Origin of the sequence: Fodinicurvata sediminis DSM 21159 (assembly GCF_000420625.1) — a bacterium.
Lineage (GTDB): Bacteria > Pseudomonadota > Alphaproteobacteria > Kiloniellales > DSM-21159 > Fodinicurvata > Fodinicurvata sediminis.
The window spans coordinates 1-24909 of record NZ_ATVH01000019.1; the positions used below are offsets into that span (position 1 = coordinate 1).

Genomic DNA, 24909 nt, shown 5'->3' on the forward strand with positions numbered 1-24909 from the left:
GGCGCGAGATCTGCGAGGGCGACTGCGGGGACAAGACGGCCGATCAGTTCGTCTCCCAGCAGTTCAACGTTTCGGGTGTTGTTGCCGAGGCTGAGACGGACTTTGGCGATTATAACTCTGTCGACGGGTTCTGTGGCGAGCAGGAAACCGGGTTCCACGGAACTGGCACAGGCCCCATTTTTGAAGGCATTAATTTTAAATGGGCTAATCCACCCTATGAGCTTGTTGATGGGTCAAGTGAAGGTGCACCTAGGGAAATCAATAGGTCCGATCTTGAAGAAAGAGATGGGGTCGGCCGTATATCGATTTTTGGTCATGAGAAATATAATGATACTCGTCCCATCGATAATAAGGACGAATATAGTATACATTTGAACAAGGGCGAAAAACTTGAGATAAGTGGAAATGGTGGAGAGGTAGATTCCGGGGGATTTTTATCAGATATATGGGCTATTGTTAGGGAAAACTTCCCTAATCTCGGAGATATTTCTCAACAAGAAGTGTATGAGGCTTTTACAGAGAATCTATCAGATATAGAAGTGGAAGTGATTGGTCCAAACGGGCCGCTTACCCGGTCAGATGATGGTTCGGGGAACTATACCTTCGATATAGAAAATAGCGGGGAACATACGGTCCAGATTTCCGGTGATGGCGGACTCGTGTTGTACGGGGGTGAGCTCACTGTCCATCCTGCGGACTATAAGACCTACGTCTTCTCGGAAGACCAGGGCGATCAGCAGACGAATGATCCGCTGGTCCTGCCGGTCAAGTATTCAGCCGAAACCCAGGACGATGACGGTTCCGAGGGCATCACCAAAGTCACACTGAACATCGGGTCGGCGCTGGCCACGGCCGGTGCAACCTGGATGCAGGGTAATCAGACACTGGCCGATGAAGGCACCATCTGGCTGTTAGACAAGAATGGTGAGAAAGTAGCGGCGGATGTCTCAATCGATGGGGGAGAGCTGACTCTCGATATTCCGGCTCCGGGTCTGGAAGAGCTCCAGCTCGATCCGGATCAGGCGCTCGTCAATCAAAATTCCGATTTGACGGGAAGTGATCCTTCTGACTTTGGGCTGCAGATCAAGCTGCCCGATGATTACAGCGGAGAATTCGTCCTCGATATCGAGACCACCACGATCGAGTTCGATGACGATGCCTTCTCGGACCTCTCCGAGCGCCAGCTGAAGGACAACTGGGAAGAGATCTGCGGCGACTGCGGAGACAAGACAGAAACAGTCTCCAACAAGATCGGCTTCAAGATTTCCGGTGATGTTGATCCGGCGATTGTTACGACTGGAGAGTCGAATGATGTGGAAGATGACGTCGACGACGACTGTCAGACTCGCGATGACGGGCCGCTTTCGGTGCCAGTCCATTTCACAACCAGTCTTCAGGATAACGACGGCACTGAATCCATTACGGGCATCAAGCTGACACCGCCGACCATTCCGGGTGGTTCATTCGTTTTCCGTCAGCCGGACGGAACTTATGACAGCTACACTGACGGCCAGCCATTGATTGTTGACGCCACTGGCAAAGTGGATACAGGGGATGCAGTCATCGAAAAGCCAGTTTGGCTGAAGGTGGATCAGGATGGCGACGATTTCATATTTACGCCGGTCAATGAAGACGGTTCGGAGATTGATGGCCAGAGCGGCATCAAAGAGATCGTGTTTAGCGAGGGAAGCTCCCCCGTCAAGTTCCAGTTGCCTCAGGATTTCGAAGGCGAGGTGACGTTCGAGGGCAAGGTCCAGGCCACCGAGTATGGTCCGATCTATGAGGGCAGCGAGGATTGCGAGCCCAAGCGCACCGATGACTGGGCTGATCTCAATCTCCAGACTCTTACAGAGGTAACTGTTGACGGTCGTAACGACAAACCGCTTGCTGCGGATGACCTAGACGATGTCAATACAGTCTGCGCCATCACCGATGTAGAGATAAAAACTGCCTTTGATAGCAGTAACGACCCCGATATCCCCAAAGCCGATGACATCATCTCCTTCAAGAGCTTCGACGTTGAAGAGCTCTCGGAGCGTGGTGATCTGAGCGATGATGTCATTGGTGGTTGGGATGTCGAGGGCAATGACCTGACCTTCAAGGTTACGAAGTCGCCTGAATTCGGCGCGCTCTATAAGTGGGATGGCACGACTCTGGAGGAATTGGATGCGGGTGGCACCTTCACCTCCGACCACGCGATCTTCTGGGCTGCAACCCAGGAGGATGCAGACACAACAAGCTATGGCCTCTCGAATGATGACGACAACACGTCCCTGAGCGACTGGACGGATAGTTTCGAAAACGACGAAGGCAATATATTGCTGGAAGCCTTCCGCCAGGATGGTGACAACTGGGAGTCTGCGGCTCTTGACTTCAAGTATGATGGCAGTGTCGGAGATGGATACGGCGGCATTGGTGTTGAGTCCGAACCAGGTCGCGACGAAGAGGTCGACTGGAAGGACGGGAAGGCTGAAAAGCTTGTCTTCACGCCCGGTCAGAAGGTTCTGGGGGCCACGGTTCAGCTCGGTCTTCTCTTCGGAGGCGATGAAGCGGGTGGTCATTATGAAGCCAACCCCGGTATCGATGCGGAGAAGATGAAGTGGACCGCCTATAGCGGCGGCGACGAGGTCGCCAGCGGAATCGAGTATGGTTCCGAAGATGGTCTTCGGTCCTTCGATGTCAGTGTGCCTTTCGACAAGCTGGTGCTCGAGCCCCAGGACAACGAGGAATCAGGCGGTAACCTGTCCGACTTCGTGCTGCGCAGCATCGAAACGCGCGAGATCCCGGGAAGCACCGACTTCGAGTACGGCGTCTACGATGATCCGGATTGCCTCAACTGCATCGATACCGCCAAGGTGGATATCGATGTCGACGCCAGCGCGCCGCCGCAGGCCGACCATGTTAACAGTACGGCCGTGTCCTTGGACCAGTATCTGGATGACCACAGTGGCGGTGCACTTGAAGGGGCCTTTGACGACGGCAGTGGTCTCGATCTTGACGAAAGCGATTACGCCTATGTGCGTGAGTTCTCCATCGACGGCTTCATCGGCAACGATCAGGATAGTACCTTCAATGACACAAGCCTCGGTGGCGCGGATCTCGAGACCTCGCTGGAGAATCTTGAGTTCAGGATTACCGAAGCTCCGACAGAGGGCATCCTGGTCATCAAGGATGGCACCACTGGTAATTACAGGGTGATCGACAATGCCCCCCTTGATGAGAGCAACTCCACCTTCTCCTCGGATGACAGGATCTGGTGGCTGGGCAATGAGGCAAGCGATGGGTCCGGATCCAATTCCGCCACGGTCAACCTAGCCAGCATCGGCAATGGCCCCCTTCACACTACAGAAACGCAGATCACGGACCCGGCTCTCGGAGAGGTCACCTTCACCAGTTACATCCAGGTTGGTAGCGACTTTGTCGAGGGAGGCTCGCTCTTCAATACCGGCAATGGCCTGGGTGTGAAGCAGACCGGGGCCGGTGCTCCGTCGAACAATCAGATCGACGAGCCCGAACGGCTTGGGGTCAAGTTCGAGGAGGCCGTGAAAAGCGCCACCTTCACGGCAAAGCCGTACAACGGCGAACCCGATGGCAAGGTGGCTTACACCATCTTCGACGAGAACGGGACAGAACTGAAGTCAGATGAAGTTGATGTGGACGACCTCGACGGCTCCACTGCAACCTTCACCGTGGACCCGGGAGAGGACTTCCACAGCATCCAGATCGGCCCGGCTGGCCGGGACGACAGCGATGATGCAGGTGCGAACTTCTCGATCCAGAGCGTGGAGGTGACGCGAAACGAGGGGGGCCTCCTCCAGGATACCTTCAAGTACGAGGTGGTCGACGAGTGCGAGAAAACCTCCGATGAGGCCACGGTTACGATTGGAGCTGAGGGTGATGATCCGCCCATTGATGATGGCGATGAGGACTCTGGCGATGGTGGAGATGATACGCCTCCAGAAGTAACGGTAAGCAGTGCGACAGCGGCTCTACCCACAAAGAATGGGAGTGCAAAGTCTGTAACGGGCGATACATGGGATCCAACAGTTACTGTAACTGATGATCGGCCCAACCTGACTGGAGCAACTATGACTATAAGTGGTCTAGTCGCGGGTATGATGACCGTTTCTATTGATAACCCAGATGGGTTAAGCAGTGATTTTTATGAAATTGTAACGCATGATGATGGTAATGTTAATGAACCAGATGGCTCTGGAACTTGGGAGATTAGTTTAACGGAAGAACGCTCTGTTTCCGAATATCAAAATTTCTTAGATTCAATAAAAATAAATATAAGTGATTTTGATACATCGGATAGTGATAGCTGGATAGATGGGGATGATATTCAAATAAATCTCAGTGTTACTGATTCTGATAGCCTAACAGGGCTTGGGGATGGTTCTCTGGATTTTGTGGACGGCGGTAACTGGAATGAAGGGAATAACAACAGTATAGATATAACTGAATCGACAGGTTCGGCTGCAAACACACAAGGCGCCAGTATGTTTGCTATGGCCTCAATTCCTGATGCTAACGATGGCGAATTAATTGAGGGCACTTCCTCCGGTGACGAGCTTGTTGGCGGCTTTGGCGATGACACCCTTAAAGGTTACGGAGGAGACGACTTGCTTTCTGGGGGACCTGGTAATGACACCCTCGAAGGCGGTAAAGGCGATGACGTTCTCATCGGTGGGGCCGGCAAGAACACCCTGGACGGTGGTGATGGCGAGGACACCTTCGTCTTCGATGACGAGGCCTTAGCCGACCTGCTGACGAACTCCGGCAATACCGATACCGTAAAGGACTTCAATACAAACGATGATGCCATCGACCTTTCGGACCTCTCGGATATCCTCTGGGATCAGGATGACCTGTCCTCGAATGTCAATTTCAAGGATGACAACGGGGACACTGTCATGACGGTTCGGGTAAAAGGTGAAGATGGCGAGGATCATGAAGTAGAGGTGGCACGCTTCGACAATAATGTTGATGCTGACGACATGAATAATGATGCCGAAGTCCGCATCAAGGAAAGCGATGGCGAAGTCTACAGCGGCAACGTCAGCGATGCTCAGGTTTACGTCGAGGACCAGCACAAGCCCGATGAATCCTGATCAAGATTGACGAGAGTTGTTATCACTTAAGGGCCGTCCTTCGGGGCGGCCCTTTTCCTTTGGTGTTCTCCAGGTTGTGCCATCAGTGCCGACGCGCTTCGAGGCCCGACCCTGCGGGCCGGGCGCCTCAGCGTGAGGAAGTTTTTTGTTTTTCAAATACTTATAATATATCCTCATGTTGAGGCGCACCCTGCAAGGGTGCCTCGAAACATGCCGGCACCGGCGGCGCGGCTGTCGAGACCGTGGCGGCCGAACCAGATCTCGCCAAATGCCTTGCAGGGAAGCTTCGCAGACGGCTAGGGTTCCGGGGTACTTGGCAGGCACGCGACTGCGTCGGCCTGTTCTATTCCTGACTCAATCGAGGCACCCAAGCATCTCATGGACAGCACTGCCGACCGCCCCAAATCACATCTCTTCTACCAGACCCGCCAGCGGCGGCCGCTGCTGGACCGGGCCGAGGGCATCTACATGTGGGACGCTTCGGGCAAGCGCTACCTGGACGGCTCCAGCGGGGCGATGGTGGTCAACATCGGGCATGGCAATCCCAACGTGCTGGCGGCCATGCGCGCGCAGATGGACAAGGCGACCTTCGGCTATCGCCTGCACTTCGAGACCGAGGCGGCCGAGGAGCTGGCGCGCCGCACAGCGCTGCGCATGCCCGCGGGGCTGGACCGCATCTTCTTCGTCTCCGGCGGGTCCGAGGCGGTGGAGTCCTGTATCAAGCTGGCGCGCCAGTACGCCCTGGCCATGGGGCAGGAGCAGCGCTGGAAGGTAATCTCGCGCACCCCCTCCTATCACGGCTCGACTTTGGGAGCGCTGGCGCTGACCGGCACGGCGACCATGACCCAGCCGTTCGCGCCGATGATGCAGGAGATGCCCAAGATCCCGGCGCCCACCTGCTATCTGGACCGGGACAACTACAGCGACGAAGAGCGCGGCCTGCGCTATGCCGAGCACTTACGCGAGGAGATCCTGCGCCAGGGGCCGGAGAGCGTTCTGGCCTTCATCGTCGAGCCGGTGGGCGGCGCCTCCACCGGAGCGCTGGTGCCGCCCGACAGCTACCTGCCGCGCATCCGCGAGATCTGCGATGAATTCGGCATCCTGTTGATCTACGACGAGGTGATGACCGGGGCCGGGCGCACCGGGCGCTTCCTGGGCGCCGATCACTGGCCGGCGGCGCGGCCCGACATCATGGCGCTGTCCAAGGGCTTCGCCGCCGGCTATGCTCCGCTGGGCGCCATGGCGGCGGACGGCCGGATCGTCGAGGCGGTGCTGGACGCTGGCGGCTTCATCCACGGCTATACCTATGCCGGCAACCCGCTGGCCTGCGCCGCCGGCCTGGCGGTGCTGGACGAGCTGGAACGCCTGGACCTGCCGGCCAATGCGGCGCGCCGGGGCGAGAGCCTGCGGGCCGCGCTGCACGGCCTGATGGACCGCTTCCCCTTCATCGGCGACGTGCGCGGCCTGGGCCTGCTGCAGGCCTTCGAGCTGGTGAGCGACCGCGAAACCATGGAACCGTTGCCCAGGGAGCTGAACGCCCATGCGCGCCTAGTGGACATCGCCTTCGACAAGGGCCTGATCATCTATTCCCGGCGCACGCGCGGCGGCCACAAGGGCGATCACTTCATGGTCTGTCCGCCGCTGATCGTCGAAGAGGCTCAGATCGATGAGTTGATCGGCCTGCTGGGCGACAGCCTGGAGGCCTTGGCGCGGGAGGCCGGCCTGCCGGTGTCAGGTTAGTCCGATCATGCCACGCAAGGTCATCATCACCTGTGCGGTGACGGGCTCGGTCCACACGCCCTCCATGAGCCCGAACCTGCCGGTCACCCCGGAACAGATCGCCGCGCAGGCCATCGCCGCGGCCGAGGCCGGGGCGGCCATTCTGCACCTGCACGCCCGCGACCTCGCCGACGGGCGGCCCAGCCCGGACCCGGAGGTCTTCCACCGCTTCCTGCCGCGCATCAAGCAGTCTTGTGACGCCGTGGTGAACATCACCACCGGCGGCGGACAGAACATGAGCGTGGAGGAACGCATGGCCGCGGCGCTGTCGGCGGCGCCCGAGATGTGCTCGCTGAACATGGGGTCGATGAATTTCGGGCTGTTCCCGATCCTGGAGCGCATGCAGGATTTCCAGCACGCTTGGGAGAAGCCCTTCCTGGAGTCCACGCGTGACTTCATCTTCAAGAACACCTTCCAGGATATAGAGACCGCGCTGTTCCGCCTGGGCGCGGAGCGCGGCGTGCGTTTCGAGTTCGAGTGCTATGACCTGGGGCATCTCTATAATCTGAAGCACTTCGTGGACCGCGGCCTGGTGAAGCCGCCCTTCTTCATCCAGTTCGTGCTGGGCATCCTGGGCGGAATCGGCCCGGATCCGGAGAACTTGACGCACATGAAGCGCATTGCCGACAAGCTGTTCGGGTCCGACTACGAGTTTTCGGTGCTGGGCGCCGGGCGGCACCAGATGCCGCTGGCCTCCACGGCGCTGGCGCTGGGCGGCAATGTGCGCGTAGGCCTGGAGGACAACCTGACCATTGCGCCCGGGGAACTGGCCACCGACAATGCCCAGCAGGTGCGCAAGATTCGCCGCATCGCCGAGGAGCTGTCGCTGGAGGTGGCCACGCCTGCCGAGGCGCGCGCACGCCTGAACCTGAAGGGCGGCGACCAGGTCGCCTTCTGATTTTTCTCTCCCGAATCTCGCAAGGAGTAAGGGCCGAGCATGAAAGTCGTCTTCAACGAAGCCCAGAAGCGCCATTACCCCAGGAACTTCCTGGTCAGCGGCGCGCAGAAGCCCAATCCGGAGGTGCCGGAACGCGCCGAGCGCCTGCTGGCCGCGGCCCTGGACAGCGGGCTGGAGCAGGTGACGCCGCCGGACTATGGCCTGTCCGCCGTGTCTGCCGTGCACACGCCCGAATACCTGGACTTCCTGGAGCACGTTTATGCGCGCTGGCAGCGCATCGAAGGGGCGTCCGAGGAGGTGGTGCCCAACGTCCACCCCAACTACAGGGATGGCCGCTATCCGCACTCGGTGGTGGGGCAGGCGGGCTATCACATGGCGGACACCGCCTGTCCCATCTCGGGCGAGACCTGGCAGGCGGCGCTGTGGAGCGCGCATTCCGCCACCCATGCCGCGCGCCTGGTGCGGGAGGGGGCGCCGGCGGCCTATGCGCTGAGCCGCCCGCCGGGCCACCATGCCTATGCCGACATGGCCGGCGGCTTCTGCTTCCTCAACAACTCGGGCGTGGCCGCCTCGGAACTGCGCCGGAGTCACGCGCGGGTGGCCATCATCGACGTGGACGTGCATCACGGCAACGGCACCCAGGGCATGTTCTACAAGCGCGAAGACGTGCTGACGGTTTCCATTCACGCCGATCCCGTGCGCTACTACCCCTTCTTCTGGGGTCATGCCGATGAGCGCGGCGAGGGCCCGGGTCTGGGCTATAACTTCAACCTGCCGCTTGCCCGGGGCACGGCGGACGATGACTACCTGCCGGTCCTGGACCGGGCCCTGCAGCGGGTGAAGGCCTTCGCGCCCGGGGCGATCGTGGTGGCGCTAGGCCTGGATGCCTACGAGGGCGATCCCCTGGAGGGGATGAAGATTTCCACGCCCGGCTTCGCGCGCATCGGCGAACGGCTGGCGAAACTGGGCCTGCCCAGCGTGATCGTGCAGGAGGGCGGCTATCTCTGCGACGAGCTGGGACTCAACCTCAGCAGCTTCCTGGACGGCTTCACGAACGCACACGGACTCTGAATTGATCACAGGAAACGGGAGCATAGGGAATGAGCATTGAACGTAAGGGCGTGGGCCAGCGCATGAGCCAGGCCGTGATTCACAACGGCACGGTCTATCTGGCCGGACAGGTGGGCGAGACCGGCGCTTCGGTCACCAAGCAGACCCAGGACATCCTTCAGAAGGTCGAGAAACTGCTGGCCGATGCCGGCAGCGACAGCACCAAGATCCTGCAGGCGGTCATCTGGCTGGACGACATGAAGCACTTCGCCGAGATGAACGCCGTCTGGGACGCCTGGGTCCCTGAAGGCCACGCCCCGGCCCGCGCCTGCGGCGAGGCCCGCCTGGCCAGTCCCGAACTGCAGGTGGAAATCATCGTCACGGCTGCGGTATAATTGTAGCTATCGGACAGACCGAGAATGCCGGCAGGGGATACACGCAAAGGAACAAGACGATGAGACAGCCTACTGATTTCGATTTCGTGTTTGCCTTGCCGGATGGCGGAAGCCATGACGCTTATGCTCTTTCGGATGCCGTCATAGCAGCCGGTTTCGAGGATGCCGTGATCGGCACGGGCCGCACGGGCCTGCTTGCAGTGTCCATTGAATCGGAAGGAGGGTCTGCCTCGCGGCCTAAACAGGTCTCGGCTCAGCGTATCCTGGAGGTCCTTCCCAATGGAACGAAACAGCTCTCCTGACGAGCCCGTTCGGGACCGATATTCGGATAACGCAACTACAGTATGAGGGCCTTGCCATGGAACTGTTCTGGGCACCGCGGACGCGATCGTTCTATGCGCTCTGGGCGCTGGAGGAGACGGGCCTGCCGCATGAGAAGGTGCTGATCGACATCTGGTCGGGGCAGCAGGATGGTGCGGACTACCGGGCCATCAACCCCATGGGAAAGGTGCCGGCCCTGCGCGACGGGGAGGTGGCGGTGACGGAGGCGCCGGCCATCTGCGCCTATCTGGCCGACAAGGTCCCCGAGAGCGGATTGGCGCTGCCTCTGGAGGATGCGCGACGCGGCGCCTACTACCGCTGGCTCTTCTTCGCGGCCAGCTGTATCGAGGCCGCCTATTTCGAGAAGATGTCTGGCCTGGAAATCGATGCGCGCCGCGCCGGCTGGGGCAGCTTCGAGAAGGTTTTCACCACCTTGGCCAGGGAGCTCGAGAGCAGGGAATGGATCGCCGCGGAGCGATTCACCATGGCGGACCTGATGATCGCCGGCGGCCTCAAGTACGGTATGATGCTGGGCATCCTGGAGCCGCGGCCGGTGTTCGAGGCCTATGTGGCGCGTTGCACGAAACGTCCTGCCTATCGCCGTGCCGAGGAAATCGACGCGGCGGCGTTGGCGGAGCAGGGCTAAGCGCTTCCGGCCTTAGCTCGAGCGCCCCGCCTCCGGTTTGCTGCCCGAACCGCGGATGTTGGTGAGGCGCTGCAGCGTGCCGAACCAGAAGGGTGCGCCCAGCATGATCGCGAGCGCCGAGACGCTCCAGCCCAGCAGGCTGACGGCCAGGGCGTCGGGGCGGAACCCGCAGGCAAGGTCCGGAATGCCGGAAAAGGCGATGGCCGGCGCACAGTCCCAGCCGATGGGCAGGCTCGAGATGAGGGCGTCATCCAGGCCCGCCGCGAGTTCGTCCGGCGTGCCCGAGATTTCGCCCAGGCTGTCCGCCCGCTCGACCAGCAGGCGGCGTAACGAAGCATCGGCCAGCAGCAGGTTGACGATGCGCAGGCTGTCCACGTTTGCGCCGACGACCAGGACGGTGGAGATGATGGCCGAGAAGAGCTTCATTCGGCGCGCATAGACGCCGCTCAAGCGGCTTGCGATCTCGTCGAAGTGGCGGGTGGCCAGCCGCTCGATCTCGCCCCGGATGTCGCTGGCCGTCTCACCGACCCGCTCCAGCAGGCCCGAGGCGTAGTCCTGTATCGGGGCCGGCAGGTCGGCCAGGGACTGGGCGGCCGCCTCCTTCAGGGCCTGTGCCTGCGCGGCCTCCGTCGCCACCGCCTTGCGCAGGTCGCGGATCCTGTCCAGGTAGTCCCGCAAGCGCACGGCGACCGCCTCCCCGAACAGGGCGGGCGGAATGTAGGACGGCCGGCCGTTGGCCGAGAGACTGCGCAGCAGGGGGTCGTTCAGGATGAACTCCGCCTCGCCGGCGAAGATCTCCTGCAGACGCCGGTAGAGGACGCGGCCCCGCAGCTGCAGCAGCGAGGCGATGGCCTCGTTGAGGCTGGTCACGGACAGGCTGAAGACCAGGTACACGAGCACCAGTCCGATCGCCGCCTCGATCAGTGCCGAGTCCATGAGCCACCTCGCTGCCGCCCTCTGCCTGGGGCAGGGGGGCGGGTCACGGCGTCAGTTGAAGTCGCCGCCGGCCACCGGCAGGCCGGACAGCCGGATGATCGCCGCGACCTCCCAGTCGTCGGAGTCCCGCTTGTCGTTCGCCTGCAGCAGGGGATCCTTGTCGGGCGTCCAGCGGGGATCGATGTTCATCCAGCATTGCGGATCACCCTTCAGCAGGCCGGCGAAGGTGGCACAGAGGATGACCGAGCCCACCTGGCCCAGCCGATTGCCGCCGCCGTCCTCCGCCTCGGCGAGGATGTAGAACCAGAGGGCATCCCGCTCGGGCGGAATGTCGAGCGGCGTGAAGCCCAGCGCCGTGGCCACCGAGGAGCCCGAGGGCAGCTCGAAGCGCCAGCCGCGCAGCAGGTTGCGGAAGGCCAGGATGTTGAGGTTCGAGCCGGCCTCGGCCTCGTGCAGGGCCGTCAGCGCGTTGGCCAGCTTGGTGTCGATCTTGCGGGCCAGCTGAGGGAAGGGTCCGGTGGAGCTCTCCATGTCCAGGAACCAGTCCCACTGGATGGAGTTGCCGGGCTTCATGGGCCGGAAACCGCGCAGGTCGTCGGGATCGGCCGCCCCGGTGTTGTCGAACAGCGGTGCGAAGTTGCCGAAGCCGCGGTGTGGCTGGTTGGTCTGGTAGGCGTTGCGCACCATGGAGTGACCGAAGCGATAGGCGGCCACCGAGAATTCCACCGGCATGAAGGGCTGGTGCTTCCAGTTGTAGACGCTGCCCAGGCCGATGTTCCATTCGCTGCGCCCGTCGGGACAGTCCTCGTGCCGCAGCGCGTCCTGCCAGATCCTGGGCTGGGTGATCCGCTTGATGAAATCGTGCCAGACGACGTACTGGTAGAGCCAGCGCAGGGTCCGGGCGGCCGCCTCGAAGGGATCGGGCAGGCCGGCACTGCGGGCCCGGTCGACCAGGGTGTTGTGCGCCAGCAGGAAGGCCAGCTGCAGCTGGCAGACGATTGCATTCTCGTCGTTGCGCATGTCGCCGACCATGGCGCGTCCCTGGCTGTTCAGGGGATGAGTGCGCGGCAGGTCGGGAAGGTTGGAGCCCTCGATGCTGCCTATGAGCATCTTGTCGGGATCCTGCTGGTCGAAGAGATAGGGGCTGTTGGCCCGGCCGTGACCGTAGATGTTGTCCAGGTCCAGCCGGGGCGTGCGATGGTTCAGCAGGCCCTCGGGGTCGTTGCGCCGCATGAGCGAGGAGGCCGGGTCGAAGGTGATGTCGTGATCGACGAACTGGCCGAAATAGGTGTAGCCGGCGGGAATCTCGGAATCGAACTCAGTGTCCAGCTGGTTGCTGAGATCAGTGTCCGAGATGACCTCGGCAGGCTTCTTGCCAGGCGCTTCCACCATCTGCGTCTGGGCCAGCTCCAGGAGGTGATCGGCGATGTTCGACTCGTCGAGACCCGGAGGAGACCAGGGGGGCAGCTGTGCGAAGATGCGCCCGAAGGGGCCCTGGTACAGGCGTGAGCGGGGTGCCAGGACACCACCCTTACTGCTTGATCCGTGTGACATGAAGAACTCTCCCTTGGTATGAGTTACGCCACTGACCAGGAAGGGAAGAATCGGAGCCAGTTCTTCGGACAGGCATGCAGGCACTTGAATCTTGACTTGTGTGCGGGAACAAGACTGCACGACGATTTCTGACGTAATACCTGGAATGCCCCGTATACCCCGAACCTGATTATTCAGTTTAGACTGCAGTTATTTTTGTTCTGCTGTTGATCCGGGGGAGGCTATCGGTATTCGGGAGGGTCTGTGTATTGAGATATCGTGTTAACTCGAAAGTGGTATTTGGCTTTGGCTCTCCACAGTTTTCCGCAACTTGTCGAATAGTCTTCACCGTAGACCGCAAGGGGCGCCATATTTTTGACCGGCGCTTTACAGATTATTGTTCTGGATCGTGAGATTTGGCCTGAGCATTCCTGTGCTGTGGTGCACCTCAAGCCTGCAAGTTCCGGGCGGCGCGGTCGGGAGAGAGACCGTGTTTGCCGGCGCAGGAGGTGATCTCCTGCATGACAGGCTGCTCGAAGGGGCAGACCTTCGGGCCGGCCAGGTCGACCGACAGGCAGAGCACTTCCATCTCGGCTGCCAGGACGTTCTGGTCCTCTCGGTATAGCTGGTGGTGCAGGGTCACCCGCTTTTCATCGTGGTGGCCCACATAGGTCTCGATCCTGAGTGCGTCGTCCAGCTTCACCTCGGCCAGGTAGCGCAGCTTGATCTCGCCGGTATAGACGCTGCGGCCGGTGCGCGCCGGATAGTCGGGTGTCACCCCGAAGCAGGCCAGGGCCTTGTCCGTGGATTCAATCATGACAACGGCATAGTAGCCGTCGCTGAGATGCCCGTTCCAGTCGATCCAGCTTTCTTGAAGCTTTGGATGAACGATGCAGAGCGGTGCCGTATCAATCATGTCTGCCTGCCCCCGTTTCTTCCATCTCGCTGTTGGCGTCGTGCCAGGATTCAACTCCAGCGACAGTTTAGCGAATTGCACTCGCGACGGAACTCAAGATTTTACGAGCTATTGAAGGCTACGGAACCAAAGGCAATCTTTCCCTTTTACCATGAAAAAAATTCCATTATTTTCATATCATGAAAATAAAATCTTCTCTCATTCATGGTGGCGGGGATGAGCAAGACGGAGAAGGGTGATCCTGTACAGGTGGCCGTAGGGGCGGAAATTCGGGCCCTGCGGAAAACACGTGGTCTCACGCTTCCGGAAATGGGCAAGCGAATGGGCCGGTCTGTCGGGTTCCTTAGCCAAGTGGAGCGTGGCCTGTCCCAGCTGACTCTGCTCGACCTTCGGGATCTGGCGCAGGTGCTGGACGTGCCGCTCAGCTGGTTCTTCCAGCATGAGGACATACCGGATCACGAGCGCGGCCATGTGGTGCGCCGCAGCTATCGCCGCACCCTGGGGGTCGAGGAAAAGGGCCTGGTAGAGCAACTGCTCTCGCCCGATCTTTCTGGATCCTTCGAGGTGATCCTCAGCACCATGAACCCTGGCGCGGAGCTGGCGCAACCAACTCTGCGCCAGACAGAAGAGGTGGGCTATGTGGTCTCTGGCCAGATCGAACTCTGGATCGGGGACAAGCATTTCAAGCTGGCTTCCGGCGATTCCTTCCAGATCCGCAAGGAACCTTTCCGCTGGCGCAACATGGCCCGCGAGCCGGCTGTCATCGTCTGGGTGATTTCCCCGCCCGTTTACTGAGCTGTTTCTTCCAACTTCATGTGATCAAAGGACTTCATACCCATGGCAGACCTTCCCAAGCAGGCGCGTGCAGTGATCATTGGCGGCGGTGTCGTCGGCTGTTCGGTGGCCTACCATCTGGCCAAACAGGGTTGGACGGACGTGGTCCTGCTGGAACGCAAGCAGCTGACCTCGGGCACCACCTGGCATGCCGCCGGCCTGATCGGCCAGCTGCGGGCGACACCGAACCTGATCCGGCTGGCGCATTACTCTTGCGAGCTCTATGCCAACCTGGAGGCGGAGACAGAGGTCGCCACCGGTTTCGTGCGGCATGGCTCGCTGGGCGTGGCGTTGAGCGGGGAACGCATGGAGGAATTCGCCCGCGGCGCCGCCATGGGCCGCATGTGGGGCGTGGAAGCCGAGATGCTCTCGCCCGAGCAGTGCAAGAAGCTTTATCCGCTGCTGGAGTTGAAGGGGGACGTGAAGGGCGGTGTGCTGATCCCGGGCGATGGCCAGGCCGATCCGTCCAACATCGCACTGGCGCTGGCCAAGGGGGCGCGGAACCACGGTGCGAAGGTGCTGGAGAACGTGAAGGTCACCGGCATCGAGCAGGCCGATGGCCGAGTGACCGGCGTCAACACGGACCAGGGCCCCATCCAGGCCGAGGTGGTGGTCAACTGTGCCGGCATGTGGGGGCGCGAAGTGGGCCGCATGGCCGGGGTGTCGGTGCCGCTGCAGGCCTGCGAGCATTTCTACATCGTCACCGAGAAGATGGACGGCATGGGCGGGAAGCTGCCGGTGCTGCGGGTGCCGGACGAATGTACCTATTACAAGGAGGATGCAGGCCGGCTGCTGCTGGGCTGTTTCGAGCCCAACGCCAAGCCCTGGGGCCTGGAAGGTATTCCGGACGACTTCTGTTTCGACTCCCTGCCGGAGGACTTCGAGCACTTCGAGCCGATCCTGGCCCAGGCCATGGAACGTGTGCCGGCTTTGCAGGACGTGGGGATCCACACCTTCTTCAACGGGCCGGAATCCTTCACCCCCGACGACCGCTATATCCTGGGCGAGGCGCCGGAACTGCAGAACTTCTATCTGGCCTGCGGCTTCAACTCCATCGGCATCCAGTCGGCGGGCGGTGTCGGCAAGGCATTGGCCGAGTGGATCGAGGCCGGCGAGCCGCCCTTCGACCTGAGCGACGTGGATATCCGGCGCCTGCAGCCCTTCCAGGCCAACCGGACCTACCTGGAGGCCCGGGTCAGCGAGACTCTGGGGCTGCTCTACGACGACCACTTTCCCTTTCGGCAGTACGAGACGGCGCGCCAGGTCCGGCGCACGCCGCTTCATGACGCATTGCGACAGCATGGCGCCTGCTTCGGCGAACTGGCCGGGTGGGAGCGTCCCAACTGGTTCGCGCCCGAGGGCGTGGAGCCGATCTATGAATACAGCTGGGGGCGACAGAACTGGTTCGCGCATTCCGCCGCCGAGCATCGCGCCGTGCGCAGCGACTGCGGGCTGTTCGACCTGTCCACCTTCGCCAAGTTCCTGGTGCAAGGCCCGGATGCGGCGGCCCTCCTGAACCGGGTCTCGGCGGCCCAGATGGACGTGGCGCCGGGGCGGGTGGTCTACACCCAGTGGCTGAACGACCGCGGTGGCATCGAGGCCGACCTGACGGTCACGCGCTTGGCCGAAGACCGCTACATGGTGGTGACCGCCGCCGGCAGCCAGCGCCGCGACTTCGTCTGGCTGGAGCGCAATCTGCAAGAAGGTGAGCGCGTTTACCTGACCGACGTGACCTCTGGCATGGCGGTGATCGGCCTTATGGGGCCACGGGCACGTGACCTGCTGCAGCCGCTGACCACGGCCGACCTGTCCAATGCGGCCTTTCCCTTCGGCACGTCGCGACAGATCGAGCTGGGCTCCGCCCTCGTCCAAGCTTCGCGCATCACCTATGTCGGCGAGTTGGGCTGGGAGCTGTATATCCCGACAGAATTCACGGGCCATGTTTTCGAGACGATCATGGAAACGACGCAGCCGCCGGCACTGGCCGGCCTGCATGCGCTCAACTCCTTGCGCATGGAGTGCGGCTATCGCCACTGGGGCGACGACCTGACGGACGAGGACACGCCGCTGGAGGCCGGCCTGTCGTTTGCCGTCGACTGGACAAAGGACGACTTTAATGGCCGGGAGGCGTTGTTGAAGCAGAAGCAGGCCGGTGTCGAGCGGCGTCTGGTCCAGTTCCGCCTGTCCGATCCCGAACCTCTGCTCTATCACGACGAGCCGGTCTGGCTGGACGGCGAACGGGTCGGGCACCTGACCTCGGGCGCCTACGGGCACGAGGTCGGGGCAGCGCTGGGCATGGGTTACGTCACACTCTCCGGCGGCCGGGCGCCCAAGGCGGTGGACCTGGAGGGCGCGGCGTTCGAGCTGGAGATCGGCCGGCAGCGCTGCCGGGCCCAGGCCTCGATCAAGCCCTTCTTCGACCCGAAGCGTGAACGCATCCGGATGTAATGCCTAGAGATCTTCCCAGAAGCTCCGCATCCGGTCCAGTTCCGCCGCGTCGGGCAGGCGGCCGTAGCCGGCGCCGGCGTTGTCGTCCATGTGCTCCGGACTGCTGGTGCCGGGGATAACGCAGGTGACGGCCGGGTTGGCCAGGATGTACTTCAGAAAGAACTGGCCCCAGCTGTCGCAGAAGTCGCGCGCCCAGTCCGGCAGTTCGCGCTCGCCCACGCGCCGGAAGACGCCGCCACCCTCGTAGGGCCGGTTGACCAGGACTGCCACGCCGTGGTCGCGGGCCAGGGGCAGGACGCGCTCTTCGGCCGCGCGCACGCCGATGGAATAGGCCAGTTGCACGAAATCGGGCTGGTCGCGTTCGATGATATCCGCCAGTTGGTCCAGGGCGCCGGTGGTGTAGTGGGTGACGCCCAGGTAGCGGATGCGGCCCTCGGCCTTCCAGTCGCGCAGGGTGTTCATGTGGGTGTCCAGGTCGACCAGGTTGTGCACCTGCATGAGGTCGATGGTCGAGGTCTCCAGCAGGATTTCCGAACGCTTCATCTGATCGATGCCGTCCTGGCGCCCGCGGGTCCAGACCTTGGTGGCCAGGAAGCTGTCGTCGTGGGCGTCCAGCTCGGTGAGGATTTCGCCGACCCGGGCTTCGGCCGCGCCGTACATGGGCGAGGAGTCGATCACGCTGCCGCCGTTGTCGAACAGGCGCTGGACCACCTCGGTCAGGGCCTCCATCTCGGGCGCGTCTTCGGCGACGTCGAACTGTTGCCAGGTGCCCAGGCCGACAACCGGCAGGCTTTCCCCGCTGGCGGGGATCTGCCGTGTGCGCATGCTTTGCGCGGATTCGGAAGCGGCCGCGGGCGGCAGGCCCACCCTGCCGCCTGCGAGGGCCGTGGCGGCCAGGCCGGCGGCCGAGAGCTTCAGGAAATCCTTGCGCGAGAGGATGGCACTCTGCGCTCTGGTTCTACGAAGGTGTTTCGGCAGTTTGGGTTTGTCTGTCGGTCTGTCTGTCATGACGTTGTCCTATCCAGTATCCAATGAACAGCCAGATGAGGGCGACGGGCACCGCCATCAGGGCCGTGCCGGCCAGTCCGAGGCCCAGAGCACCCAGGCCCGAATAGAGCCAGCCGCTGACCGCGTCGCCTCCACGATAGACCACGGTATCAATGAAGTTCTTGGCCTTGTACCGCTGCTCCAGCGGGATGCTCGTGAAGAGCACCTCGCGCGATGGCCGCGTAATCGCATAGTTGGTGGCGCGTCGCAGGCTCTGGAAGCCCACCAGCACGATCAGCCCCGGGCTCAGCGCCAGGCCCAGGAAGCCGATGGCCGAAAGTACGGGCAGCAGGGCCAGGCCGAAAGCGGTGCCGGTCCATTGCAGCAGACGTCCGGTGACGAAGAGCTGCAGGCTCAGGGTCAGCAGGTTGACCGTCAGGTCGATGATCGCAAAGACCTGCGTGCGCCGGTCCGGATCGTCGAAGGCGTTCTCGATGATCTCCGCCTGCTGGAAATAGAGAAAGGTGGAGGTCAGCGTATAGAGCAGGATGAAGGCACCGATGCCCAGCAGGTGCGGCGAGCGGAAGAAGGCCGTGGCGCCGGCCAGGATATTGCCGCCGATGGGGCGATTTCCCCTGTTGCCGTCTTCACTGTCGCTCTCCTGTCTTTCTGCGGCACTGCGGAAGTCGAAGCGCGCCAGCCGCCGGATGCAGAAGACCGCCACTTCCAGGAGGACGGCGGTGATCAGCAGCAGGTTCACCGTGCCAATGTCCTCGGCCAGCAGGGCCGTCAACGCCGGCCCCGTCAGCGCGCCCAGGGTGCCGCCGGCGGCAATGGCGCCGAACAGGCGGGTGCCCTGCTGCCGGGTGAAGATATCGGCCATATAGGACCAGAAGACCGATATGACGAACAGGTTGTAGACGCTGACCCAGATGAAGAAGGCACGCGCGGTGTGGACCTCGGCCTCGGGCCACTGGAAGAGCAGCCAGAAGAGCGCCAGATTGGCGATGAAGAAGCGATAGACCGTCGGCATGAAGCGCCGCCGGGGAAAGCGCGCCACCAGCCAGCCGAAGGCCGGCACGGCGCAGAGCATGGCGACGAAGGTCCCGGTAAAGAGCCACTGCAGGTTATCGACCCCGCCGGCGATGCCCATCTGATCGCGCACCGGCCGCAGGATGTAATAGCCGCCCAGCAGGCAGAAGAAATAGACGAACGCCAGGGCCAGAGCCGGGAATTCACGCTCCTGCAGGTTCAGGGCCTGATCGATGCGCAGCTTGATACCCTGTAGGACAGGCATGCTCTCGCTTTCATGCGGTGGCGAACACTCCCGTCAACCTAGGTCGGATAGCGGTGCACGCCAAGCCGTGCCGTTCAGCGGCAAGCCGAATAGCCGCCCATGTCCAGGTGGAAATGGTTGGCATGAGCCTGGTTGTGATCGGGGCCGAGCGTGACGCGAAAGAAGGCGCAGGCCCCTTCATGGACGCGTGTCAGGAAGCGCGCTGCGGCGTTGTCCTCCGCTTCGCTTCCCCGTGGCCAGTCCGTCTCGACCTCGAAGCGCCGGCCATCGGCCAGGGTGAAGGCCGAGATATCCAGGGCGTTGGCCCGGGCGTGTTCACTGCGGCGTCCTTCTTCCCGGTTGTAGACATTGCGGCAGGCATAGCTTCCCAGGTGCGTGATCTCCGTGACCTGTTCTCCAAGGATATCGCGGGCGGCGGGTTGCAGGCTGTGCCGTTCATAGAGCGCCAGTGCGACCGCGAGCGGGCAGGTCGCCACGAAGCTACGATTGAAGCCGATATCACCGGCCGCAGATATGCGCAGGCTGTCGGTGGAGCGGGCAGCCTGCCTGCGGTTCGCTGTCGGGCAGGGCGGAATACGCCAGGCGCGAGGTGTCCAGCGCCTGCCGGCAGAGGTCGTCGTTGTCGCGCAGGCGGCCAAGCTTCCAGCCCGTGACCAGTGTGGGTTCGTTCGCCACATCCAGCGGCGCCCAGGGGTTCCAGCGGTCGGGAAATTCGAGCCTGCCCTGCCAGACGCCATAGAGGACGAGCAGCAGCGGAAGGAGCAGCAGCAGGAGCCGGAATAAGCGCATGGAGCCTATGGTTTTTCTTCAAAGGCCGGTGGAACGTGCGAGAAAGGCGTGATATAGCCAGTGCCGTTTGTCCGGAAGCTGATCCGGTATGGTGTCACAAGCAGGGCAGGGTGTCATGATTTCACAGTTGCTCGAGAACAACAGGCGCTGGGCCGAGGAGCGCTCGCAGCAGGACCCGGATTTCTTTCCGCGTCTGTCGCGGCAGCAGGCCCCGGAGTATCTCTGGATCGGCTGTGCCGACAGCCGTGTGCCGGCCAACGAGATCGTCAACCTGGATCCGGGCGAGTTGTTCGTTCACCGCAACGTGGCCAACCTGGTGGTCTCCAGCGACCTCAACTGCCTGTCGGTTCTGCAGTTCGCCGTGGAAGTGCTGAAGGTGCGCCATGTGATCGTCTGCGGCCACTATGGTTGCGGCGGTGTGCGGGCGGCGATGGAGAAAAAGCAGTTCGGCCTGATCGACAACTGGCTCTGGCCGCTGCGCCGCTTGCATGGCGAACACCAGAAGGAACTGCAGGAAATCAACAACGTGGACGCCCGGGTGGATCGCCTGTGCGAACTCAACGTCATGTCCCAGGCCCTCAACGTGGCGCGCACGCCGATCATCCAGAATGCCTGGCATCGTCGGCAGTCGGTCAAGGTGCACAGCTGGATTTACGGCCTGAAGAACGGTCTGGTGACCGATCTCGGCGTCAGCTTTGATGGCCAGGAACGCCTGCCGGAAACAGATCGCCTGGATCCGGCCTAGAGCAGCGCAGTCGGGCATTGCGAAAATCGCAACAGGTCATCAGGATGGTCTCGACAAGCGCCTGAGAACTTGCTATCAGGCGCCTCTGTCGAAAAACAGACCCGTGGGCGCATAGCTCAGTTGGCAGAGCAGCTGACTCTTAATCAGCGGGTCCAAGGTTCGAGTCCTTGTGCGCCCACCATTCTTTTCAATGACTTAGCGGGTTTTTCGGCAAACTGTCCAACTCTGCGGACAGTGGACTGTCCAACTTTCGTGCTCTGGATGGGCCCGGTTCGTTCGCGGACTGTTCGCCTTTTGCGCGAGCGGCTTCCTGGTCGCGGCGTTCCTCCCAGGCCAGCAGCTTGGCGATCGCGCTGGAGGCCATGGCACTGTTGAGCGCCAGGTAGTGCTGCAGGATGTTGTAGACGCTCTTCTCGCTGTGGCCGCTGATCGATGCGATTTCCGGAATGGTGCAGCCGGCCTCGGCCAGGTTGGTGACGGCCGTGTCGCGCAGGTCCATGAACTGCGCCGGCACCGGCGGCTCTGCTTCCTCGGCCGCATCGGGCGCGCGCTGGCCCTGCAGGGACGGCATGCCGTCTGCGGCCGCGGCCGCGCGGATCTCGGCAAAGACGTGCCGGAAGTTGTCGGCCCTGTACTTACGGCCGGTGGTCTCGCTGACGATGATCTGCGGCGCCGTGCAGCCGTAGTGCTCGAGCCGCGCCATCGCGGCCTTCAGGCGCCGTTCCAGCCGGGGCACCATGGGCACGTCGATCCTGGCCGATCGCTTGGACTGGCGCAGGCGCACACGCTGCCCGGAGACCTGCAGGCGGGTGAGCTCGAGCAGGTCGCCCTCGCGCTGCCCGAGGTAGGCGCCGCAGAGAACGGCATCGCCGATCGACGGCCGGTCCAGGACGTCCGCCATCTCGACAAAGGCCTCGATCTCTTCGGGCGTCCAGATCCGGAGCCGCGGCTGGGTGCCGATCATGCCCGGCTGGGCCGCCACGTTCACCTCGACATCGCCTTCATTCATGGCGAAGTTCAGCAGGATCCGCAGGACGCGCAGCGCGGCGTTCGCCTTGGCCGGGGTGCCCGGCTGCATGGCGTGGTACCAGCGCTGCACCAGGCGCCGCGTGAGCGAGCGCACGGGCGCCGGCCCGGCCCAGTCCTCGATCAGCTGCAGGTGGGCGCGATAGTCCTTCTGCGTCTTGGGCCTGAGGGACTTGAACTTTGGGCTGGCCTTGTAGCGGCGGATCAGGTCCGCGACGGATCCAGGCGGCGGTCCCTGCCTGGTCTGCACGGCCACGCCGCCGGAGCCGCGCCAGGCGTCCAGCTCACGGTTCAGCGCCTCGGCCTCGGCAATGGCCTCTTCCCGGCTGTCGGTGGCCCGTGCCAGCCGGCGCGGCGCCCAGCCCAGTTCGCGCAGTGTCCTGGACGGCTGCCAGAAGAAACGCCGGCCGCCGTTGCGGCCGGGCTTCTCGACGAAATAGCGCACCTTGATTTGTGCCATGGCCCTGTCCTCTCGTGCCTTGCCCTGTTTCCCGGGTCAGTCTGTCCCGGACCCGTAACCCTCTGCAACTGTTTTGCTTTTCGGCATCAGGTGGTGTGACGTTTCTTGGCGTCGATGTCATCGAAGACGGGGCGCAGCGGATCCATGTCGTGGGCGTCCAGCCGGCAGGCCTCGGCCGCGCTGCGATCGATGCCGTGGCTATCCAGGAGCTGGCGCGCAAGCTCGTCTTCATTGTGGTCGCGCACCAACCAGGCGGCCGCGATGCAAACGCCTGCCGTTACGCCGCGTCCAAGGTCCATAGGTGTAGAGTTCCTGGCCTCGATCTGCTGCGCGCGCTGCCGGCAATCCTCAAGCGCGATCCGCTGATACCCTGCCAAACGGGTTCTTTCTGCCAGTTCCCGTTCGTAGCGTTCACGGCAGCGATCTTTCGCAGTGCGGGCGGCCTGTTCAATCGCCTCGGATATCTGGACGGCGACGTAGGCGATGGGATACTCCGTCAGGAAGAGCTGCCATTCGTCGGCGTTCGATCCCTTGGGCCTCTCGGAGGCGATATCCTCTTCATGCATGCTCATTCTCCTTCGTGCTCAATGAGGTCGCTCTTGAGAAACATCCAGTAGTGATGCTCGACCGCCTCACGGATCCGCGCCGGCGCGCAGTTGAAAGCTTCTGCAGCCATGAACACCGTGACCGGCCGCCGCTGGAACATCGACCAGACCTGAACGGCGTTCGCGAAGAGCTGGATCCCGACCTCGGCAGTCTCGGGATCCCAGGCGTTTTCTTCCGAGCCCCATTCGCCATGCTGGTCGATATCCTGAGACAGGCGACCGGTCATCGGACAGCCTCCTCTCCAGAGTTCTGCAGGTAGCGACCAAGCTTCTTCTGCTTGCTCTCAAAGCTGTCCGTGATCGTTTCGTTGGACAGCAGCCCCATTTCTTGCAGACGCACGAGCACGGCCAGAAGGTCGCCGACCTCCTCGGCAATCCGTTCATCATTCGTGAGCGATTGACCTGGCTGGATTTCTCTCACTCCAAAGCGCAGGGCCTTCGTCACGCGCTGCCCTATTTCACAGCATTCCTCAGCCAGGATTGTCAGAAGCTCTCGCTCGAGGCCTTCAGGCGCCGGCTCGGGGCTGATGAATTTTTCCCGTCCCGTCATAGGGCCATCCCCAGGGCCTGCTTGTAGACCTCGAGGACCGTCTCCTTTTCCTCTCGATCGGACTGGTCCATGCGGCGAAGCTTGACCACCTCGCGCATGACCTTCGTGTCAAAGCCGGCAGCCTTGGCCTCCGAATAGACTTCGCGGATATCGTCTGTCAGGCCCGACTTCTCTTCCTCGAGGCGTTCGATGCGCTCGACATAGGAGCGCAGGCGATCGGCGGCCACGCCGCCGGGGTTGGCGGTCTCAGTCATGGGGGTCTCCTTTCGGTGAAGTGCGCGCCACGCTGTCGAGCATGTGACGCAGGGTGGGCGGAAGATCTTCCGCCTGGTCCCAGGGCACGGTGGTCTGGACATTGCGGTAGATCAGCGTGCCGGTTGGGTGCCACCAGGCGCGGAGGTGGAAGCCCGCCGCGCGCAGTGAAATATTGAAGTGGCATTGATGCGGCGGCTCGATGGCGGTGGCCTCGCGCAAGGCGGACAGCGGGTGGCGGGTCATGAGCCTTTCTCCAACTGTGTGGGCCAGGGCAGGAAGTGGGTGATGTACCCCTCCACGAAAGGCCCGCCGTAGCTTATGCAGGCCTGGCGTCCGGAGGTCGGCGACGGGCCGATCCAGACGCGGTAAACGCCGCCGTCTGTGGCCAGGCCAATGAATGGCCGCCCATCTGTCGGAGCCTCTTCGATCGGCCGGCATGCAGCTGCATCGGCGGCTTTGAGAATGAGCTTCGCCCCTCCCGCCACCTCCTGCCAAAGAGGCGACCGCCCTTCGTGTGCAAACAGATCTCCGCACGAGACATGCGATGCAGCACCCGCCCGCCTAAAGTGTTTTTCCATGAAGGCCGTGGGGGCTTCTGTTGTGTCCGGATCCAAGCCGAACGCCTTGCATAGAGTCCGCGCCACGGCCTTCACTCGAGGATCTGTCATAGCTTAATCGTCTCTTCGTCGATTGCCCCACGCGCAATCGTCACGCTATCACCAACCCTCAGGCGCTCCATGATTCTCTTAATGGTCCGCGCTGCATTATCGGCCAGGGCGTGGGTCTTGAAGATGCCGAGGAAGCAATCGCGGCGATAGCGGTCCAAGCGATCATTGCGCCAAATGTTGGTTTCTGGCCGGCCTCTGTGGTTAAGCCAGAAGTATTGAGCACCCTCATGCGGCCACTCTGGATCACACGCCGCACCGCCGCCTTCCGTGAAATTGTCAGCAAGTTGGGGCTGATCGTCAGGCAGGTTCTTTCCAAGCCGCCCATATAGCCAATCGTATATACCAAGGAGCTCGTGGCCATAATAGGAACAGGCGTTGTACCCCTGCTCTCCTCGAACGCAGACCTTGACGCAAGCGCCAATCTTGAGGAGGTCTCCGCGATCAGCCTTGCAAATCACGTCACCATCCCAGAGAGGTCCTTGCTGGGACAGCTGATTAAGCTGCTCGTGCAGGTGCTTGTTGTTTCTCGCGAAGTCAATCATTCGAATAAGTGCTTGCAGACCCTCTTTATCCTCAAGGTCAATCCGTTCGTATAGCGGAATGGTGGTAGTGAATTTCCACTCATCGCCGACACTCATTTCTTCAGGCATTTTCTTT

Annotated in this window: 25 protein-coding genes and 1 tRNA gene; 11 read left to right on the forward strand and 15 right to left on the reverse strand. The window is 62.0% G+C overall.

The features are described 5' to 3' along the window. The first annotated feature begins 371 nt into the window (after positions 1–371). The 7 genes from G502_RS22735 to G502_RS0116195 all read left to right on the forward strand — a co-directional run bounded on the left by G502_RS22735 (position 372) and on the right by G502_RS0116195 (position 10203). Positions 372–5114 (forward strand): calcium-binding protein, encoded by a 4743-nt coding sequence (locus tag G502_RS22735; protein WP_245560784.1) that lies wholly within the window; start codon positions 372–374, stop codon positions 5112–5114. A 378-nt stretch (positions 5115–5492) separates the two neighbouring features. Continuing rightward, positions 5493–6854 carry an aminotransferase family protein gene (locus G502_RS0116170; protein WP_022729726.1) on the forward strand — a complete coding sequence of 454 codons (1362 nt, stop codon included), beginning with the start codon at positions 5493–5495 and terminating at the stop codon, positions 6852–6854. Between the two features lie 7 nt (positions 6855–6861). Further along, positions 6862–7791 carry a 3,5-dioxohexanoate:acetyl-CoA acetone transferase gene (gene kce, locus G502_RS0116175; RefSeq protein WP_022729727.1) on the forward strand — a complete coding sequence of 310 codons (930 nt, stop codon included), beginning with the start codon at positions 6862–6864 and terminating at the stop codon, positions 7789–7791. A gap of 39 nt (positions 7792–7830) precedes the next feature. Further along, positions 7831–8862, forward strand: a complete 1032-nt coding sequence (locus tag G502_RS0116180; protein ID WP_022729728.1) for a histone deacetylase family protein — start codon at positions 7831–7833, stop codon at positions 8860–8862. Between the two features lie 29 nt (positions 8863–8891). Beyond that, the gene (locus G502_RS0116185) at positions 8892–9236 is read left to right on the forward strand and encodes a RidA family protein (RefSeq protein ID WP_022729729.1); all 345 of its coding nucleotides are present in this window, start codon (positions 8892–8894) and stop codon (positions 9234–9236) included. Between the two features lie 59 nt (positions 9237–9295). Continuing rightward, positions 9296–9538: a hypothetical protein gene (locus G502_RS20800; protein WP_022729730.1), complete on the forward strand. Its 243-nt coding sequence runs from the start codon at positions 9296–9298 to the stop codon at positions 9536–9538. A 56-nt stretch (positions 9539–9594) separates the two neighbouring features. Continuing rightward, positions 9595–10203 carry a glutathione S-transferase family protein gene (locus G502_RS0116195; protein ID WP_022729731.1) on the forward strand — a complete coding sequence of 203 codons (609 nt, stop codon included), beginning with the start codon at positions 9595–9597 and terminating at the stop codon, positions 10201–10203. A gap of 12 nt (positions 10204–10215) precedes the next feature. Here the strand turns inward: G502_RS0116195 and G502_RS0116200 are convergent, their stop codons facing one another. The 3 genes from G502_RS0116200 to G502_RS20810 all read right to left on the reverse strand — a co-directional run bounded on the left by G502_RS0116200 (position 10216) and on the right by G502_RS20810 (position 13588). Then, positions 10216–11139 carry a hypothetical protein gene (locus G502_RS0116200; protein ID WP_022729732.1) on the reverse strand — a complete coding sequence of 308 codons (924 nt, stop codon included), beginning with the start codon at positions 11137–11139 and terminating at the stop codon, positions 10216–10218. A gap of 51 nt (positions 11140–11190) precedes the next feature. Beyond that, complete coding sequence (locus G502_RS20805) at positions 11191–12693, reverse strand: peroxidase family protein (protein WP_155957882.1); 1503 nt, start codon at positions 12691–12693, stop codon at positions 11191–11193. A gap of 427 nt (positions 12694–13120) precedes the next feature. Continuing rightward, the gene (locus G502_RS20810) at positions 13121–13588 is read right to left on the reverse strand and encodes a thioesterase family protein (RefSeq protein WP_022729734.1); all 468 of its coding nucleotides are present in this window, start codon (positions 13586–13588) and stop codon (positions 13121–13123) included. Positions 13589–13804: 216 nt separating this feature from the next. Between G502_RS20810 and G502_RS0116215 the strand changes: the two genes are divergently transcribed. Then, positions 13805–14383: a helix-turn-helix domain-containing protein gene (locus G502_RS0116215; protein WP_022729735.1), complete on the forward strand. Its 579-nt coding sequence runs from the start codon at positions 13805–13807 to the stop codon at positions 14381–14383. A gap of 42 nt (positions 14384–14425) precedes the next feature. Continuing rightward, positions 14426–16870, forward strand: a complete 2445-nt coding sequence (locus G502_RS0116220; protein ID WP_022729736.1) for a GcvT family protein — start codon at positions 14426–14428, stop codon at positions 16868–16870. A gap of 3 nt (positions 16871–16873) precedes the next feature. On the opposite strand, the gene G502_RS20815 is transcribed toward G502_RS0116220, so the two are convergent. The 4 genes from G502_RS20815 to G502_RS22740 form a co-directional block, all read right to left on the reverse strand. Beyond that, the gene (locus G502_RS20815; RefSeq protein WP_022729737.1) at positions 16874–17878 is read right to left on the reverse strand and encodes an aldo/keto reductase; all 1005 of its coding nucleotides are present in this window, start codon (positions 17876–17878) and stop codon (positions 16874–16876) included. Next, positions 17829–19154, reverse strand: coding sequence for an NTP/NDP exchange transporter (locus G502_RS20820; protein WP_022729738.1), 1326 nt, complete (start codon positions 19152–19154; stop codon positions 17829–17831). The genes G502_RS20815 and G502_RS20820 overlap by 50 nt, the downstream gene beginning before the upstream one ends. A 74-nt stretch (positions 19155–19228) precedes the next feature. Further along, complete coding sequence (locus G502_RS20825; protein WP_245560787.1) at positions 19229–19729, reverse strand: extensin family protein; 501 nt, start codon at positions 19727–19729, stop codon at positions 19229–19231. Continuing rightward, positions 19653–19943, reverse strand: a complete 291-nt coding sequence (locus tag G502_RS22740) for a hypothetical protein (RefSeq protein ID WP_245560789.1) — start codon at positions 19941–19943, stop codon at positions 19653–19655. The genes G502_RS20825 and G502_RS22740 overlap by 77 nt, the downstream gene beginning before the upstream one ends. Positions 19944–20031: 88 nt before the next feature. On the opposite strand from G502_RS22740, the gene can reads away from it, so the two are divergent. Continuing rightward, positions 20032–20688, forward strand: coding sequence for a carbonate dehydratase (can, locus tag G502_RS0116240; RefSeq protein WP_245560785.1), 657 nt, complete (start codon positions 20032–20034; stop codon positions 20686–20688). A gap of 105 nt (positions 20689–20793) precedes the next feature. After that, a tRNA-Lys gene (locus G502_RS0116245) sits at positions 20794–20869 on the forward strand. Between the two features lie 6 nt (positions 20870–20875). Here G502_RS0116245 and G502_RS21665 read toward each other — a convergent pair. The 8 genes from G502_RS21665 to G502_RS0116285 form a co-directional block, all read right to left on the reverse strand. Further along, positions 20876–22174, reverse strand: a complete 1299-nt coding sequence (locus G502_RS21665) for a tyrosine-type recombinase/integrase (RefSeq protein ID WP_022729740.1) — start codon at positions 22172–22174, stop codon at positions 20876–20878. 86 nt (positions 22175–22260) lie between these two features. Beyond that, on the reverse strand, positions 22261–22740 hold the full coding sequence (locus G502_RS0116255; protein WP_155957883.1) for a hypothetical protein: 480 nt from the start codon (positions 22738–22740) through the stop codon (positions 22261–22263). 2 nt (positions 22741–22742) lie between these two features. Further along, positions 22743–23006: a hypothetical protein gene (locus tag G502_RS0116260; protein ID WP_022729742.1), complete on the reverse strand. Its 264-nt coding sequence runs from the start codon at positions 23004–23006 to the stop codon at positions 22743–22745. Continuing rightward, entirely contained in the window at positions 23003–23329 is a 327-nt protein-coding gene (locus G502_RS0116265; protein ID WP_022729743.1) for a MazG nucleotide pyrophosphohydrolase domain-containing protein, read from the reverse strand. Before G502_RS0116265 ends, G502_RS0116260 begins: the two co-directional genes overlap by 4 nt. After that, entirely contained in the window at positions 23326–23583 is a 258-nt protein-coding gene (locus tag G502_RS0116270; RefSeq protein ID WP_022729744.1) for a DUF2312 domain-containing protein, read from the reverse strand. The genes G502_RS0116265 and G502_RS0116270 overlap by 4 nt, the downstream gene beginning before the upstream one ends. Continuing rightward, positions 23576–23827, reverse strand: coding sequence for a hypothetical protein (locus G502_RS0116275; protein ID WP_022729745.1), 252 nt, complete (start codon positions 23825–23827; stop codon positions 23576–23578). Before G502_RS0116275 ends, G502_RS0116270 begins: the two co-directional genes overlap by 8 nt. Beyond that, positions 23824–24252, reverse strand: coding sequence for a hypothetical protein (locus G502_RS0116280; RefSeq protein WP_026989595.1), 429 nt, complete (start codon positions 24250–24252; stop codon positions 23824–23826). The genes G502_RS0116275 and G502_RS0116280 overlap by 4 nt, the downstream gene beginning before the upstream one ends. Continuing rightward, a complete protein-coding gene (locus G502_RS0116285; protein WP_022729747.1) occupies positions 24249–24902 on the reverse strand; it encodes a hypothetical protein in 654 nt (217 codons plus the stop codon). Before G502_RS0116285 ends, G502_RS0116280 begins: the two co-directional genes overlap by 4 nt. Positions 24903–24909: the final 7 nt, after the last annotated feature.